15 protein-coding genes are annotated in these 17,106 nt (G+C 52.6%); 12 read left to right on the top strand and 3 right to left on the bottom strand.

The features are described from left to right. Window positions 1-23: 23 nt before the first annotated feature. From ACT3T7_RS02855 to ACT3T7_RS02820, 8 genes are all read left to right on the top strand, one after another. The gene (locus tag ACT3T7_RS02855) at window positions 24-998 is read left to right on the top strand and encodes a 2-hydroxyacid dehydrogenase (RefSeq protein WP_444630032.1); all 975 of its coding nucleotides are present in this window, start codon (window positions 24-26) and stop codon (window positions 996-998) included. Then, window positions 995-1,690, top strand: a complete 696-nt coding sequence (locus tag ACT3T7_RS02850) for an HAD family hydrolase (RefSeq protein WP_444630031.1) — start codon at window positions 995-997, stop codon at window positions 1,688-1,690. The genes ACT3T7_RS02855 and ACT3T7_RS02850 overlap by 4 nt, the downstream gene beginning before the upstream one ends. Before the next feature lie 257 nt (window positions 1,691-1,947). Continuing rightward, a complete protein-coding gene (locus tag ACT3T7_RS02845; protein ID WP_087109587.1) occupies window positions 1,948-2,946 on the top strand; it encodes a TRAP transporter substrate-binding protein in 999 nt (332 codons plus the stop codon). Beyond that, window positions 2,946-3,488, top strand: a complete 543-nt coding sequence (locus ACT3T7_RS02840) for a TRAP transporter small permease (RefSeq protein ID WP_444630030.1) — start codon at window positions 2,946-2,948, stop codon at window positions 3,486-3,488. Before ACT3T7_RS02845 ends, ACT3T7_RS02840 begins: the two co-directional genes overlap by 1 nt. Further along, a complete protein-coding gene (locus ACT3T7_RS02835; protein ID WP_444630029.1) occupies window positions 3,485-4,759 on the top strand; it encodes a TRAP transporter large permease in 1,275 nt (424 codons plus the stop codon). Before ACT3T7_RS02840 ends, ACT3T7_RS02835 begins: the two co-directional genes overlap by 4 nt. 33 nt (window positions 4,760-4,792) lie before the next feature. Then, complete coding sequence (gene kduI, locus ACT3T7_RS02830; protein ID WP_444630028.1) at window positions 4,793-5,623, top strand: 5-dehydro-4-deoxy-D-glucuronate isomerase; 831 nt, start codon at window positions 4,793-4,795, stop codon at window positions 5,621-5,623. A gap of 24 nt (window positions 5,624-5,647) precedes the next feature. Beyond that, window positions 5,648-6,400, top strand: coding sequence for a 2-dehydro-3-deoxy-D-gluconate 5-dehydrogenase KduD (gene kduD, locus ACT3T7_RS02825; RefSeq protein ID WP_444630027.1), 753 nt, complete (start codon window positions 5,648-5,650; stop codon window positions 6,398-6,400). A 65-nt stretch (window positions 6,401-6,465) separates the two neighbouring features. After that, the gene (locus ACT3T7_RS02820; RefSeq protein WP_444630026.1) at window positions 6,466-7,260 is read left to right on the top strand and encodes an IclR family transcriptional regulator; all 795 of its coding nucleotides are present in this window, start codon (window positions 6,466-6,468) and stop codon (window positions 7,258-7,260) included. A gap of 203 nt (window positions 7,261-7,463) precedes the next feature. Here ACT3T7_RS02820 and uxuA read toward each other — a convergent pair whose 3' ends face one another. Genes uxuA through uxaC form a run of 3 tightly spaced genes read right to left on the bottom strand, consistent with a single transcriptional unit; the run spans window position 7,464 to window position 11,559 of the window. Then, window positions 7,464-8,642, bottom strand: a complete 1,179-nt coding sequence (gene uxuA / locus ACT3T7_RS02815; RefSeq protein ID WP_444630025.1) for a mannonate dehydratase — start codon at window positions 8,640-8,642, stop codon at window positions 7,464-7,466. Window positions 8,643-8,652: 10 nt separating this feature from the next. Next, window positions 8,653-10,119: a mannitol dehydrogenase family protein gene (locus tag ACT3T7_RS02810; protein ID WP_444630150.1), complete on the bottom strand. Its 1,467-nt coding sequence runs from the start codon at window positions 10,117-10,119 to the stop codon at window positions 8,653-8,655. 30 nt (window positions 10,120-10,149) lie between these two features. Further along, entirely contained in the window at window positions 10,150-11,559 is a 1,410-nt protein-coding gene (gene uxaC, locus ACT3T7_RS02805; protein ID WP_444630024.1) for a glucuronate isomerase, read from the bottom strand. Window positions 11,560-11,750: 191 nt separating this feature from the next. Between uxaC and ACT3T7_RS02800 the strand changes: the two genes are divergently transcribed. The 4 genes from ACT3T7_RS02800 to ACT3T7_RS02785 are packed head-to-tail and all read left to right on the top strand — an operon-like array spanning window position 11,751 to window position 17,049. Then, the gene (locus ACT3T7_RS02800) at window positions 11,751-12,803 is read left to right on the top strand and encodes a TRAP transporter substrate-binding protein (protein ID WP_444630023.1); all 1,053 of its coding nucleotides are present in this window, start codon (window positions 11,751-11,753) and stop codon (window positions 12,801-12,803) included. 4 nt (window positions 12,804-12,807) lie between these two features. Continuing rightward, on the top strand, window positions 12,808-13,308 hold the full coding sequence (locus ACT3T7_RS02795; protein ID WP_444630022.1) for a TRAP transporter small permease: 501 nt from the start codon (window positions 12,808-12,810) through the stop codon (window positions 13,306-13,308). Between the two features lie 23 nt (window positions 13,309-13,331). Beyond that, the gene (locus tag ACT3T7_RS02790; protein ID WP_444630021.1) at window positions 13,332-14,630 is read left to right on the top strand and encodes a TRAP transporter large permease; all 1,299 of its coding nucleotides are present in this window, start codon (window positions 13,332-13,334) and stop codon (window positions 14,628-14,630) included. Window positions 14,631-14,649: 19 nt separating this feature from the next. Further along, window positions 14,650-17,049, top strand: coding sequence for a TIM-barrel domain-containing protein (locus tag ACT3T7_RS02785; protein ID WP_444630020.1), 2,400 nt, complete (start codon window positions 14,650-14,652; stop codon window positions 17,047-17,049). Window positions 17,050-17,106 lie beyond the last annotated feature (57 nt).

Here is a 17,106-nt window from a genome sequence, read left to right as displayed (position 1 = left end):
CAATCACAACACGAGGAGATAGCATGAAAAAAAGTATCATTGTGACAGGACGACTTGGCGATCCACTAAAAGAAACGCTAGCGCAACACTTTGAGCTTATTGAGCACTCAGGGCCACTTGATCCCACTCAGCAAGATGTGCTCGACATGCTATCGAAGGCACACGGCATTATCGGCTCAGGACTGCCCATTACACCTGAATTACTGGATGCGGCGCCCGCGCTTGAAGTTATTTCGACAATTTCGGTGGGTTACGACAGCATCCCCGTGGATGAGTTAACCAAGCGTGGCATTCTGCTGTGCAACACGCCTGATGTGCTCACTGAAACGACCGCTGATACCGGTTTTGCGCTGGTGATGGCCTCAGCACGCCGGGTAACAGAGCTTGCCGAATGGGTAAAAGCGGGCAACTGGAAAGCTAGCCTTGGCCCTGATCACTTTGGTAACGACGTACACGGAAAAACGCTGGGCATGATAGGTTTTGGACGCATCGGCCAAGCGGTTGCCCAGCGCGGTGCGCTCGGCTTTGGCATGTCAATCCTCTACTCCAACGCGTCTCCCAAACCTGAACGCGAAGCAGAGCTAGGTGCCAAGCGCTGTGAGCTTAACGAACTGTTGGAAAAATCAGACTTTGTCTGTGTGACCGTCCCGCTAACCGCAGAGACCAAGCACCTAATCGGTGCCGACGAGTTTGCACGCATGAAGTCCTCAGGTATTTTCATCAACATTGCTCGCGGTAAAGTCGTCGATGAATCAGCGCTAATTGACGCACTTGAGAAAGGCACCATTAAAGCAGCGGGTCTGGATGTCTTCGAGCAGGAACCGCTGCCAGCCACCTCCCCTCTACTTAACATGACCAACGTCGTCGCCCTGCCCCATATTGGGTCCGCAACACATGAGACTCGCCAGGCAATGGCTCAGCGCGCCGTGGATAATATTCGCTTGGCCCTACAGGGCAAGCCTCCCATTAACCTGGTTAACGAGGACGTACGCCAATGAGTCCTGCTATGCCCAGAGCAACGCCCAGCGCAACGACCGCCGATTACTGCCTACTGTTTGACAGCGATGGCACGCTGGTAGACAGCGAAGTACTCCTTGCAGAGGTAATGGGCGACATTCTTCCGGAGTTCGGCCTACCGTTCTCTGCGCGTCAGTATATGGAAGAGTTTCGTGGAGTACGCTTTCACACGATAGTCAATACGTTAGAAGCGCGCTTTCAGCCCCTCACAGAAGACCAAGCGGCGACGCTTGAAGCCGGTATGCGGACACGCATGGAAGCCCGCATGCGGGCAGAGCTTGAACCCATCGCTGGCATTCCAGATGCGCTTGATCAATTAAGCAGCTACGCCAAAGCCGTGGTATCTAACGGCCCCGAGCGCAAGATCCGCTGTGCCATGGAAAGCACTGGTTTAGGCCACCATTTTAAAGGGAATTTATTCAGTGCTTATACTCTGAATGTCTGGAAACCCGACCCCGAGCTTTACCGCAAGGCGGCGGCGGCAATGGGCTACGCACCCGAGCAGTGCATTGTGATCGACGATGCGGCCGTAGGCGTAGAAGCCGGGTTGGCTGCAGGTATGCACGTTATCCATATTAACCACTTTCCCGATGAAGAGAGCACGCCCGAAGGCGCCATTGGCATTCAGCATGCCAATGAACTGCCAGCAGCTATCGCGCGCTTAAATCTTTAATGGAAGTAGCATAGCCCCCTCCTTTCCCATCATTCATGCTACCGCTAGGCATATTTACTCTGCCTAGCGGCGCGATTACCTGTCTACTTACTTAATCCTCTTTTTTATATCAAGACCATGGTCGCATAGCTCAAACATTGACCTGTGCAGGAATGGCGCTAAGCTTGGTCATAACTCAAATATAAAAATCTATTTTATACTTGAGCTATAACGATTATGGCATAAAAAAAACATCAAAATACAACGGAGAGCCTTCCATGCGCCTAACCCACCTGATGATGGCCAGCCTTGCTATCGGCTTCACGACATCTCTGCAAGCTGCTGACTTCACATTCAAATACGCTCATTCTCAAACCGATGATGCCCCGCGATCTGAGTCCATGCGTTACTTCAAAGAAGCACTTGAAGAGCGCAGTGATGGGCGTATCGCGGTAGAACTCTATTTCAATGGCACGCTAGGGAAAGAGGAAGACGTACTTCAACAAGTCCAGATGGGGCTTATTCAAGGCTATCGCGGTGGCTTGTTTGCTCAAGCTAACCCCGCCTACCTGATCTATACCATGCCGTTTCTGTTCACCACGCCGGAACAGGCCATTGACGTTATGGAAGGCGAGCTGGGCCAAGCCATTAATGAAGGCGCACATGCAAATCAGCTGCATATACCGGTGACCGGAGTTGCAGGCGGCATGCGCCAGTTAACCAACAACGTTCGCGCCGTTAATCAAGTTGATGACCTCCGTGGTTTGAAAATTCGTACCCCGCCGCTGGCTCCCACGTTGCTGGCGTTTGAAGCGTTAGGAGCTTCCCCACAGCAAGTGCCTTATACCGAAACCTATATGGCAATGCGCACAGGCGTAGTCGATGGTCAGGAAAATCCGCCCTCCAATATCGCTGATATGAAATTCCATGAAGCTCAGGAGTACATGTCATTACTGAACTGGCAAATCCATCCTGACCCCTTCTTTATCAGCGCTCAGTGGTACGACCAGTTACCGGAAGACCTGCAGTCAATCGTTGACGACGTGGCTCAGGAGACGATGACGCGCTCCAACGAAATTTGGCTAGCCTCCGAAGCCAACTACCTCGACACACTTGGCGAGCACATGAGCATTAATGATATCGCCGACGAACACCGCCAAGGTTTTGTGGATGCCGTCGTTCCTGTTTGGGAGCACTTTGTTGAACGTGGTGACTTTAGCCAGGAGCAGTTAGAGCAAGTACTCACGCTGACCGATCAAGCCGAGGTATTGGAGTAATGAACCCTCCTCCACTGGCGCAACCGATGGCGGAAGATACCGTTTTGATGCGGGTAATGCGCCGCTTCGCTAGCCTATTGGAAAATCTTATTGCCGCATTAATTGCGGCGGTTTTCCTGCTCTGCTTGACACTGGTGATATTACGCTACGTATTCAGCATTGGCTTTGCCGGTGCTGAAGAGGTGATGCGCTTTCTATTTGTGTATTCCACCGCAATGGGGGCATCGGTCGCCATTTTGCGCGGCGAGCATATCCGTATCAGCGTGCTTGTGGATGCGCTGCCTACGTCAATAGCCGTCTGGCTCAACCGCTTACGCCATATACTCGTGATGGTATTCAATGGCTATTTGGCATGGCTCAGCATTAGCTGGATTGGGCAAGTGGGTCGCTTCCGCTCCGCCGTACTGGATGTGCCCAATTGGGTAGTGCAAATCAGCGTCCCTATTGGCGCGCTACTGGTCATCCTATTTTCTTTGGCGGTGCTAATGGGTGGAGAACGGCCCTCCGCTCAACGAGAAGACGCGCAGGAGAGCCAAGCATGATCTTACTGCTAGTTAGCCTAATAGTGCTTCTACTGATAGGAGTGCCCATCGCCTATTCGCTGGGGCTTTCGGGGTTGGTCTATTTTTTGATCATGCAACCAGGCTTGATTGGCGTGCTGCCCCAGCGGGTGCTGTCCGGAATGGATTTGTACACCATGATTGCCCTGCCGTTGTTTATTTTGATGGGATTGGTGATGAACGCTTCAGGCATTACCTCTCGCTTAATCGACTTCTGTTTGATGTTGGTAGGTCGTTTCCCTGGTGGTTTGGGGCACGTCAATATCTCAACATCGATGATTTTTGGGGGCATATCAGGCTCTTCTGTGTCTGATACGGCCTCGGTAGGTTCCTCCATGATTCCGGAGATGGCACGTAAAGGATATAGCGTCGAAACCGCCAGCGGTATTACCGTGGCCTCCTCCACCATGGGAATGATCATTCCACCCAGTGTACCCATGGTAATTTTCGCCGTTACCGCTCAGCAGTCTATCGGCACCATGTTTATGGCGAGCCTTGTACCTGGTTTACTGATTGGCTTGCTGATGATGGGCATTATTGCGCTAATGGCCGGTCGCCAAGGCTACCCTCGTGCCCACACAGGATTAACCTCTCAACAGCGCCGTCAGGTAATTCAACGTGCGGTACTCGCCCTATTAATTCCCCTGTTTGTCGTGGGTGCGGTGGTCGGTGGTGTCGCGACAGCCACTGAATCTGCCGCGTTAGGCGTGGGCTATGCGCTTTTTCTAGCATTGGTAGTCTTTAAAAGCCTCAAGCTGCGTGAACTGCCTGCACTATTTCGCTCTGCCGTCATGACCAGCGCCACAGTGATGATCATTATCGCCATGAGCCAGCTATACGTGTGGATTCTCTCGATGGAGCAGATTCCCCAACTATTGGCAGGCTTTTTAGGCGGGCTGGATCTTACCCCGATTTTACTCCTGCTGGTCATTGCTGCTGCCGTGCTACTGATCGGTACCTTTATTGATGTAACCCCTGCGATTTTGCTGATTACCCCAGTGGTGCTGCCGGTACTTGCCCTGGCCAATATTTCCCCCGTGCAGTTTGGCGTATTGCTGATTAGTGGCTTGGCTATTGGCTTGGTCACGCCACCGGTAGGCATGTGTCTGAACGTATGTTCATCCATTACCGGCCTCTCGATTGGACGTATTTTCCGTGGCGCTTTGCCGTTTCTCCTCGCAAACCTTCTGGTGATGCTGCTGGTAATAGCTTTTCCGATCATCACCCTTTGGCCGCTCACACTATTCTCGTGAGCCCATTTACTTTCATCATTTAAGGAAACTCATATGGATATTCGCCAAGCACTTCATAGCGATCATTTTAAAACCCTCGATACTCAGGAATTGCGTGACAAAATGCTGGTTACCGAGATTATGGTACCTGGCCAAATGTCACTAACCTATAGCCATGTTGACCGCATTATTGTTGGTGGCGCAGTACCCACTGATTCGCCGCTTACCCTGAGCGGTGGCAAAGAACTTGGCGTTGACTATTTTCTAGAGCGGCGGGAAATGGGCGTTATTAACATTGGCGCGCCCGGACGCATTACTGTCGACGGTGAAACGGTTGAGCTCGGCACCCACCACGGCCTGTATATTCCCAAAGAGAGCCGTGAGGTCAGTTTCGAGAGCCTTGATGCGAGCAAGCCTGCGCGCTTTTATATCAACTCAACGCCTGCCCATGTACGTTACCAGCTACGCCATATCCGCCCGGAAGATGCCTCGCCCACCACCCTTGGCGACCCTGAAACCGGCAATGTGCGTACCATTAATAAGTACCTGCATACCGATGTGCTGGATACCTGCCAGCTATCCATGGGGCTAACCCAGTTAGAGCCCGGCAGTATGTGGAACACCATGCCCTGCCATACTCACGAACGGCGCATGGAAGTGTATTTCTACTTTGACTTGAGTGAAGACGATGTGGTGTTCCACCTGTGCGGCGAACCCCAAGAGACCCGGCATATCGTGGTTGCCAACGAACAGGCCGTGATTCACCCCAGTTGGTCGATTCACTGCGGCTTTGGCACTCGCCGCTACACCTTCATTTGGGGTATGTGCGGTGAAAACCTGACCTACGATGATATGGATTTTATCGCTTCTAAAGAGCTGCGCTAAACCACTACTCAGGGAGAGTGACCAATGACGCTATTTTCACTGAACGGCCAGGTTGCCATGGTGACTGGTTGCAACAAAGGGCTGGGGCAGGGAATTGCCATTGCACTGGCACAGGCGGGTGCCGATATTGTGGGGGTCAACCGCAGTCCTGCTGATGACACCCGCCAGCAGGTCGAGGCCCTAGGGCGCCAGTTTTACGACATTACCGCTGAGCTGGGCAGCCAATCGCCTAGCGAGATTGTCTCACAGGCGATCACACAAGCGGGCAAGGTAGATATCCTGGTCAACAATGCGGGAATTATTCGCCGAGCGGCAGCCGTTGAGTTTTCAGAGCAAGACTGGGATGACGTCATTGACGTTAATTTGAAAGCCGCTTTTTTTCTCGCGCAACAGGTGGCCAAACATCTTATCGAGCGTAAAACGCCGGGCAAGATCGTCAATATCGCTTCATTACTATCGTTTCAGGGCGGCATTCGTGTGCCCTCCTACACCGCCAGCAAAAGCGGTATTCTTGGTCTAACACGTCTACTCGCTAATGAGTGGGCGGGTCATGACATCAACGTGAATGCCATCGCCCCTGGCTATATGGCTACCGACAACACCCAAGCATTGCGCGACGACCCCCAGCGCCACGCTGAAATTCTTGGCCGAATCCCCGCTGGACGCTGGGGCACGCCCGAAGACTTAGCAGGCGCTGTGATATTCTTATGCTCCGATGCCGCCCGCTATGTACATGGGCATACCCTGGCAGTAGACGGCGGTTGGCTGGCACGCTAACCAAGCATTTTGGTTAATTAACATTACCATCAACGAGCGATTGGCAATTACGTAAGGAAGCTTGAATGAAGGAGAAGGCTGAAACGCAGTACCACGCCCCTGCCTTAGAGAAAGGGTTGGATATTTTGGAGCTGCTTGCTCAGTCTTCCCAGCCGTTAAGCACCCAAGCGATCGCCGAGCAGATCGGCCGTAAAACCAATGAGATGTACCGCATGCTGATGGTGCTGCGGGATCGCGGCTACGTCAGCATGGATGATAGCGGTAGCCGCTATCAGCTAACCCTAAAGATATTCGAAATGGCCCACCGCTTCCCTCCCACCAAGCGGTTAGTGCAGGCTGCGCTGCCACGCATGGAGGAGCTGTGCCATGAAATTTCCCAGTCATGTCATCTTAGTGTTGCACGCCCTGGCCATCTATTGGTTGTGGCTCAGTATGAAAACCCCGACAAGATGGGTTTTGGTCTCCGTTTAGGAGCCAAAATAGATATTTGCGGCTCCGGTTCAGGAGCCGTTATGCTGGCCTTTCTGGATGAGCCACGGCGGGCACGGGTACTGGCTACCAGCGATGCCACGGTAGAAGAAGTGGTTAGAACACGTGCTCTATTTGACCCGATCCGTCAGCAGGGTTACCACATTGGCCCCAGCCCTCAGGTTCAAGGGCTAACCAACATCAGCTTTCCTGTCTTTGGTGTTCATGAGGTGATTGAAGCCGTTATCACCATCCCTTACCTCACGCTGATTCCAGAAGCGATGCACCGGGAAGTTCCCAGCATCGACCGCTGCCGTGAACAGTTAGGAGAACTAGCAAACGTCCTGACAATGGCTATTGGCGGGCGCCTACCAAAAGATACAACGAGCTAAAAGCAGGTAGTCAAATGCTCTTTAACGTTTAAGTCATTATCGACTAACACATGCCGCTAGGGTTGGGGCTACTACTATTGGTAGCGGGCCTTTCCGCCACTATGTCGAGCGCCATGCTGGGTCGTTACAAAAAAGCCCCGCTGCCCCATTAAGTCAGCGGGGCTTTTTTGTCCTTATAACGATTTTGTGCTGATGGCGATGGCTTATCCGGCAGTTAGCTGGCGCACGGCGAGCTCCACGCCGCGTAGCTCAGCGAGCCCGCGCATACGGCCATAAAGCGGGTAGCCCGGTGCGGTTTTACGCTGCTGATCGTCAAGAATATGGTGGCCATGGTCGGGGCGTAATGGCAAACGCGCTCCGCCCTCTTTTTCACGGCGACGCTCCTCTTCGACCAATGCCTGAATAACACCGACCATATCAACGTTACCTTCCAGGTGCGGTGCTTCGTGGAACGAACGTGGGTCCGCCTCGCGCTTTGTGGCACGCAGGTGGATAAAGTGAATATGCGGGGCAAAGTGGCGAGCCATAGCAACCAGGTCGTTGTCTTCACGAACACCATAAGAGCCGGTGCAAAACGTTAAGCCATTGGCCGGGCTGGGCACATGATCCACCACCCACTGCGCATCCTGATGCGTTGAAACTACCCGTGGCAAACCGAGAAGCGATCGGGGCGGATCATCCGGGTGAATCGCCATTCGGATACCGACTTCTTCAGCCACTGGAATAATCGCTTGTAAAAAGTAGCCAAGATTTTCGCGCAGCTTTTGCGCATCAATCTCGGCATACTCCGCCAGTACATCCCGAAACTGTTCCAGCGTATAGTGCTCTTCCGCCCCAGGCAGCCCGGCGATCAGTGTCGTCACCAGCTTGTCGCGGGCGGTCTGATCAAGCGTCTCAAGGTAGCGTTGGGCCATACGCTTATCCGCTTCGCTATACTCAGCCTCGGCCCCTGGCCGCTTAAGAATATAGAGATCAAACGCCGCAAACGCGGTGTGATCAAAGCGCAGCGCCAGCGCACCATCCGGCAGTGCATGGACGAGATCGGTTCGCGTCCAGTCGAGCACCGGCATAAAGTTGTAACAAACGGTGTCGATACCGCAAGCTGCCAAATTACGTAGCGTTTGGCAGTACGTAGCAATCAACGCATCGCGCTCGGGCAGGCCCTGCTTTATCGCTTCATGGACCGGCACACTCTCAACCACCGACCAGCGAAGCCCGGCGGTCTCAATCAGGTTCTTGCGCGCTTGAATAGCCTCGACCGGCCACACTTGGTGATTAGGTATTTCATGCAGTGCCGTCACAATGCCGGTCGCACCGGCCTGGCGAATTTCTTCAAGACGTATCGCATCGTTAGGGCCGAACCAGCGCCAGGTATGCTCCATAAATAACTCCCTATCCTTCGATGCCTAGCGCTGCTAACGCGGCATTTAACCCATCTTGCGTTAAGGCGCGATAGGCCGCTACTACGTCGTCGACAAACGGCTGATGTGTTGCCAACGCGGGCGGTACCACTTCGTCCATGGCTAAAAATGCGTTTACCAACGCGACCGGCTGGCCACCGTGAGTCTGATGTAGCTCAGCAAACTGCTTTGCCATGGGATCATCAACGGTATAAAGCTTGCCGTTTAGCTCTTGGCCATCGGTATAACGAATCCACCCAGCCATTCCTAATGCAGTGCAAGGCGATGCCTGACCCGCTTGAATACGCTCAAGAGCGCCGCTCAGCCAGCGCTGGGGCAGCTTCTGGCTGCCGTCCATGGCGATCTGCTGCAAACGGTGGCGCAAGCTGTCATTGGTAAAGCGTGAAAGTAGCGAATCAGCGTACGCCGCAAGGTCAGTGCCTTCGGGCATATTAAGCGTCGGTGCGGCTTCTTCCAGCATGTAGCGGCGCAGCAGCGCGCGCAGTGCCGGTTGGTTGATGCCGTCATACACCGTTTCAACACCTTCCAAAGCACCCAGATAGGCCAGCAGAGAATGGCTACCGTTCAACATTCGCAGCTTCATGGTTTCAAACGGGGCAACATCGGCGACCATTTCTACGCCGTCGGCCTCCCAGCTTGGCCGCCCGGTGGGGAAGTTGTCCTCTACCACCCACTGCGAGAATGCCTCACCCACCACGGCATTAGGATCAGCAACACCCAAGGCAGCCAAGCGCTCAAAGTCAGCGTCGGTCATCGCAGGCACAATGCGGTCGACCATGGAGCTTGGAAACGCCACTTCAGCATCAATCCACTCGGCAAGTTCGGCGCTGCGCTGCTGGGCAAGCTTAACCACGGCTTTACGAGTACGCTGACCGTTGTGTGGCATGTTATCGCACGAAAGCACGGTAAACGGTGCCACGCCCGCGGCGTGCCGCCGAGCCAGCGCTTCAACCAGTAAGCCAGGAGCGGTCCGCGGCTCGCTAGGTGAGGCGATATCGCCCGCTACCATGGGGTCATCCAGGCGCAGCTCACCGCTGGCCGGGTTCAGGAAATACCCTTTTTCCGTCACGGTCAGCGTGACAATACGCGTCGCTGGCGCCGCCAGCCGCTCAAGCAGCGCGTCTCTATCCCGCCCCCAGTTGCCCGACGCATCGCGGCCGGAAAACAGCGTTTCTTCAATCACGCCGATCTCGCGTAGCGTCAGCGTCTGGCTGTCGGCATATTCCGCCACCTGATAGTGGTAACCCGCCTTGCGCAGGCTATCTACCAGGTCAACACTCGAGCGTAAATTGGCGCTACATACGCCCCACTCGCCATCGCCTGTGCGCTGGCGATAGCGCTCAAGATAAACCGCTTGGTGAGCACGGTGAAACGCGCCCAAGCCAAGATGGACAATGCTGATATGGCCGCTGGATTGGCTAGCTTCGATGGTTTGCATGTTCAATGCAGTATTCTCCTTGGCGAGTTATTACACGTCGACATCAAAATAGCGCCGTGCATTATAGAAGCTGATATTGCTAACCAATTCGCCCAGCCAACGCTCATCGCTGGGAAGCTGTCCATCTTCCACCCAACGCCCTAACATACGGCACAAAAGACGCCTAAAGTATTCGTGGCGAGTAAAGGAGAGGAAACTTCGTGAATCCGTCAACATGCCCACAAAGTGGCTTAAAAGCCCAAGCTGGGAAAGCTGGGTCATTTGCCGCTCCATACCATCCAACTGGTCGTTGAACCACCAGCCAGAACCGAATTGAACTTTACCGGGAATGCCGCTGCCCTGAAAATTACCAGCGGTAGTGGCCAGCACTTCATTAAACAGAGGGTTCACGCAATAAAGAATCGTTTTGGGCAATTGATCATTGCGATCCAAGGCATCCAAAAGCTGATTAAGCGGCGCGGCTATGGGTCTGTCATCCATGGAGTCGAAGCCCGCATCCGCGCCTATCTCCCGCCAACCGCGAGTACTGTTATTGCGTAACGGGCCCATATGGTACTGCTGTACCCAACCACGCCGATGGTATTCGCGGCCCAGAAAGACCAGCACTGCCGTCATGAATTGCGCCTGCTCGTGCTCATCAGGCAGCGTGCCATCCAGGCGGCGCTTAAGTATGCCATTTAATTCCGCATCGGTAGCCAAGGCAAACTGGACACGCTCCAAACCATGGTCGGCAATTTTGCACCCATGCGCAGTGAAGTGGTCCATCCGCTGTTCTAAAGCGCTATAGAGTGAGTTGATATCACTTATCTCTATCCCCGCTGCCTTGCCTAATTTCTCAAGATAGGCGGGATAATCAACCGCAGCCGGCTTAAATGCACGGTCAGGCCTGAAGCTTGGCAGCACTTTGACACTGAAACTTGTATCAGAGGCTATTTGCGCGTGATGGCCAAGGTCGTCAGCGGGGTCGTCCGTGGTACCCACCATGCGGACATTCATCTGCTGAAGGATACCGCGAGCGGAGAACTCAGGCTTGGACAGTAGTGAATTGCCCCGCTCCCAAATGGCGTCGGCGGTGGTAGGGGACAGAAGCTGATCGGTTATTCCAAAGGGGCGTCTAAGCTCAAGGTGCGTCCAGTGGTAAAGCGGATTACCCAAGGTATTAGGAACGGTAGCGGCCCATGCTTGAAATTTTTCGTAGTCACTGGCATCGCCGGTGCAAAAACGCTCATCCACACCGTTCCAGCGCATGGCACGCCACTTATAGTGGTCACCTTTCAGCCAGATTTCGGTCAGGTTCTCGAAACGGCGGTCCAAGGCAATATCTTGAGGAGACAGATGGCAGTGGTAATCAAAAATGGGCTCTTTGCTTGCATAGCCGTGGTACAGACGCTTTGCCATTTCGCTATCAAGAAGAAAATCCTCGCCAAGGAATGCTGCCATGAAAACCTCCACTGCCATCGTTACGCCTTAGGGTAGAAAGAAACGAAGCTAGCCACCCCTCGAATTGGTTAGGCCAAAGAGTCGACCCAGACGCACGTATTGTCAACCTTTCGCCCGCCAACTACGACGAAAGACTCATTTAACAATCATATTGGTTAGTCCAATTTAGCAGGCTGTTCTTATCTGGCCCAATGACTACAACGCACAAGTACTCTTTTAAGCAGGTTTTCAGGAGATGGGGCAACATGCATAAAGGCATAATTTCAGTCTTATCGGGCGTTCTATTCGCGCTTTCGGGCTGCTCAATGCCCTCAGAGGTGTCTTCGGGCGTTACTCAAATGAGGCTCGCTCACAACATGAGCGAGAGCCACCCTGTTCATAAATCCTTGGCATATTTCACCGAACGGGTCCGTGAAAAAAGCGGCGGAGAACTGTCGTTCCAGATTTACGCCAATGGTCAGCTTGGCTCTGAACGTGAAGTCATTGAGTTAGTTCAAACCGGCGCCGTGGATGTTACAAAAGTGAGCGCCACCGCGCTTGAGAGCTTTTCTAACATCTACTCTCTGTTCAGCATTCCTTACCTCTTTGCCAACCCTGATCACTACTATCGCGTCATGGATAGCGATATTGCCACCGATATCTATCAGCAAACCGCCGACAATGGCTTTTTTGGTCTGACCTATTACGACTCGGGCATTCGTAATGTTTATACCATTGATACGCCCGTACGGACTCCGGCCGATATGCGTGGTTTAAAGTTGCGCGTTCAGCCCAGTCAAACTGCGCTGGAAATGACCCGTTTAATGGGCGGCGCACCAACGCCCATGGCATACGGAGAAGTATACACGGCGTTACAGCAAGGGGTGATTGACGGCACCGAGAATAACGAAACAGCCTTGACGTCATCCAACCATGGAGAGGTAGCCAAGGAGTACTCCTATACCGCCCATGCCATCGTGCCCGACCTGTTGATTTTCAGCCAACACCGCTGGGAGAGTTTCACGCCACAGCAACAAACATGGCTTAGAGAAGCGGCAATTGAATCCACCGAGTTTCATAAGGAACTCTGGGCTAAAGAGATCGAACAAGCGGTCACAAAAGCGCAGGAAATGGGCGTTAACTTCCATCACGACGTGGATGTGGAAGCCTTCCGTGAATCGGTTGCCCCCATGCACGAAAGAGTTATGGAAAATCCGGTTCTGGCACCTCTTTACAAGCGTATACAAGAACTAACGGAGTCTTGAAGCCATGGTAAACACGATTAATCGCTGGCTGAGCAAAGTCATCACGGTGCTTACATCAGCAATGCTAGTTATCATGGTGCTGGTTGCACTATGGCAGGTGGTGAGCCGCTATTTGCTGAATGATCCCAGCACGTTTTCGCAGGAGTTCCTGCGCTATTCGCTTATCTGGATCACGATGATCGGAGGCGCGCTCGCCTTTCACACTAAAAAGCACATTGCGGTAGAAATGGTGACTAACCGGTTTTCTCCTGGCCTGCAGAAAGCCGCTCGGATTGGCGTACTCGCCTTCCTGATCCTCTTTTCTATTATCGTCATGATTTATGGGGGTGTCTGGCTGGTCTCTTTAACCATGTCCCAGCAGACCGTCTCTCTTGGCATACCGATGGGATATATCTATCTCTCCCTACCCATCTCGGGCGTTCTAATCCTTTGGTTTTGTATTTCAGAGCTTATTAATGCCAGCGCCGGAATCCCCCACGATTTCGATCAAACCTTAGACGTTTAATACACAATTAAGGCATTTGAGCCATGACAATTATTGCAGGTTTCAGTCTACTCATTTCTTTCTTTATCCTTCTTTTTATCGGGGTACCAATCGCCATCAGTATGGCGGGTGCTTCCATCGTAACAATGCTACTGATCGCTCCGTTTGATGTTGCGGTATTTACCTCAGCACAAAAAATGGTGACCGGCATTGATAGCTTCACGCTACTCGCCGTTCCTTTCTTTTTGCTTACCGGCATCATTATGAACCAGGGGGGGATCGCACTTCGCTTGGTCAATGTGGCCAAGCTCTTCACGGGGCGCTTACCCGGCTCTCTTGCGCACACTAATATTGTCGGCAATATGCTGTTTGGCTCACTTGCAGGCTCTTCTGTGGCCTCTGCGGCGGCGATCGGTAAAGTCATGCAGCCACTGCAAGAGAAGGAAGGTTATGACCGTAAGTTCTCTGCCGCGGTTAATATTGCCTCAGCCCCCACGGGGTTAATTATCCCACCCACCGGGCTTTTCATTATTTACTCCCTGGTTAGCGGTGGCACCTCAGTGGCTGCGCTATTTTTAGCAGGCTACATCCCAGGCATACTCTGGGGAATGGCGACCATGGCGGTGGCCTACATCATTGCCAAGCAAAGAGGCTATACCACGCCACATAAAGTTCCCTTGCGCGCTGCCATGAAAGTACTGTGGGACGCCGTACCCAGCCTGTTTTTAATCATCATTATTATCGGCGGTATTACAGGTGGCATATTTACCGCCACCGAGGCGTCGGCAGTGGCCGTGCTGTATGCGTTACTGCTCTCTTTCGCCTATCGCAGCTTATCGATTAAGCAACTGCCCGGCATACTCAAGGAAACAGCAGAGCTTACCGTTGTCATCATGTTCCTTATCGGCACATCCGCCATGCTGGCGCTAGTGATGGCTTTCACGGGGATTCCAGCGGCTATCAGTGAAGGTATTTTGTCGCTTACCGATAACCCCATTCTGATTCTCATAATGATCAATATTATCTTGCTATTGATTGGCACGTTTATGGATGTCACGCCGGCCATATTGATCTTTACTCCGATCTTTTTACCCGTGGTGTCGGAATTTGGCATGAGCCCTGTGCACTTTGGTGTCGTGCTCATCGTAAACTTGTGTATCGGCAACATCACGCCTCCCGGCGGCAGCGCGCTGTACGTTGGCAGCAAGGTAGGCAAAGTCAAAATGGAAGAAGTGATCAGGCCTCTTTTACCGTTTTATGCGGCGGTCATCGCGGTCCTCATGCTGATAACGCTACTGCCGATTCTCAGCGAATGGCTTCCGCGCCTAGCCGGCCTCATGTAATTTTGAAGGATTGACCTCGATGAATATTCAAGAGCGCTATTGCTTTCACTTAGCCAAGACTCAGCAAAACCACCTCATCTTTGCATCAAGGGATGAAGACGTGAAGGCCCACTTCTTTATCCTTGAGGAGGGCATATTTCGCGTACTTTTTGAAAAACAAACAGGACTTGAGGTTGGTAAGACCTGGAGTATTGCGCCAGGCCAAGACGATCTTCCTCATCGTGGCCGAGACAGGTTCAGTACCGAGCACTTTAGTTTGCCGAGCTACACGCTATCTGAGGATGAACAGAGCTTTGCAATCCAAACTCGCCAGCTAAAAGCCGTCATTCAAAAGGAAGGTTTTCGAATTGACTGGTATCACACCACTCACGGCCAGTGGCAGCTGTTCGCTCAGGATAGACAGACCCAAGCGTATAACTTCAATGGCGAATTAGGCCAAGAACTCAAGCACTACCTGAAAAGAGATATTCAGGAGCAGTATTACGGTTTGGGTGAGCGAACCGGGCACCTAAACCATCATCACCGCCGCTATCGTAATATTACGATTGATGCGATGGGTTATGATGCCGAACATTCGGATCCGCTGTATAAACACATTCCTTTTTATATTACCCGCAAGCCGGAACAAGCGTTCTCCTACGGTCTTTTCTATGACAACTTAGCGCCTGGCTACTTTGATATGGGCCGTGAGCTTGATAACTATCATGGCCTTTATCGTTACTTTGAAGCCGAATCCGGTGACCTGGATTACTACATGATCGCCGGCCCTCATATACGCGATGTAGTGACCAGTTATACCTGGATGACGGGTAATACGGCCCTGCCACCCAAATGGAGCATCGGTTACTCCGGCTCAACCATGAGCTACACCGATGCTCCCAATGCACAAGAGCAGGTGTGGGAGTTTATTGAGCAGTGTGAAAAGCACGATATTCTCTGCGATTCATTTCAGCTCTCATCGGGTTATACCTCCATCGATGGCAAACGCTACGTCTTCAACTGGAATACGCAGAAATTTCCCGATGCTAAAAAGCTCTCGGCAGACTTCAAGCGCAAAGGTATCCGCCTTGCCGCCAATATAAAACCGGCGCTTCTCACGGACCATCCGCAGTACGCAAAACTGGAGTCGCTTGGCTATTTTCTAAAAGATGAAAGCGGTAATACAGAGCTTGCGCAGTTCTGGGATGGTGGGGGCGCACATGTCGACTTCACCAATGAGGGCGCCTATGCCTGGTGGAAAGAGGAAGTAACCCGGCAGTTGCTTGAGTATGGTATCGAGACGACCTGGAACGACAACAACGAGTATGAGATTTGGAGTAAAGGCACTCAAGCAGACGGCTTCGGCACTCGCCTTCCCTTTACACGCATTCGTGCGCTCTTCCCACTATTAATGATGAAGGCCTCTTTCGAAGCACAAACAACCTACGCTTCTGAAAAACGTCCTTTCCTCATTTCGCGCTCGGGCGCACCAGGCATGCATCGTTACGTGCAAACCTGGACCGGTGACAATCGCACCGAATGGAAAACCATCAAGTTTAATAACAAGACAGGTATTGGCTTGAGCCTTTCGGGCGTTTATAACTTCGGCCACGATGTAGGAGGCTTTGCTGGCCCTAAACCGGATTCAGAGCTTTTTATCCGCTGGGTGCAAAATGGCATCTTCCACCCTCGTTTTACCATTCACTCCTGGAACGAAGACGCAACGGTCAACGAGCCGTGGATGTATGACGAGTCCGTCGCCCCTATTCGTGAGCTGATAAAGCTACGCTCACGACTAACGCCCTATTGGTATAGCGCGTTTTACAAGGCCCATGTACATCACGAACCAATCCTCAAACCCACCTTCTTCGATTTTGAAGAGGACACGCGCACCTGGCTTGAGAACGACGACTTTTTAGTGGGCGAATCGTTGCTCGTTGCAAGCGTTGTTGAGCCCGGCGTCTCGACTCGTGATGTCTACGCGCCTGAACACCCAGGTGGCTGGTTCGATTTTTATACGGGCAGGTTCATCGCAGGCGGCACACAAGCCACGCTCGACGCACCTCATCATCAAACACCTCTTCTCGTTAAAGCGGGCGCCATTATCCCCACCAACGAGGCTTCACGCACATTTGCCAATAAAGATGAGGACCAGCGCGGCTTTTTACTGTTCCCGCCGCGGGGAGCAAATGGCATATCTCGGTACACCCATTATGAGGATGACGGCGAAACGAGCCATTGGCGCACCGCTCATGCCTTGGTAGAACTTCAAATGCATACTAGCGAGGATGCGATCCATGTAACGACAGACGTCATTTCTAATGGCTATCGCCTCCCCTACGAATCAGCGATCTTCATACTGGCTACCGGCGACACCCGCACGCTGTACATAAACGGTGAAGAGAAGCCGAAAAGCAACGAAGTCACTGCCTCCCTATAGCAGGAGTTAAACGCTGGGATAAGAAGCAGGCTCTAAGAGAGTAAGTGCTCTTGAAAA

Origin of the sequence: Halomonas sp. 111 (assembly GCF_052379685.1) — a bacterium.
Taxonomy (GTDB): Bacteria; Pseudomonadota; Gammaproteobacteria; order Pseudomonadales; family Halomonadaceae; genus Vreelandella; species Vreelandella citrativorans.
Note: the sequence above shows the minus strand (reverse complement) of the source record. Positions and strands in the feature narration are given on the sequence as shown.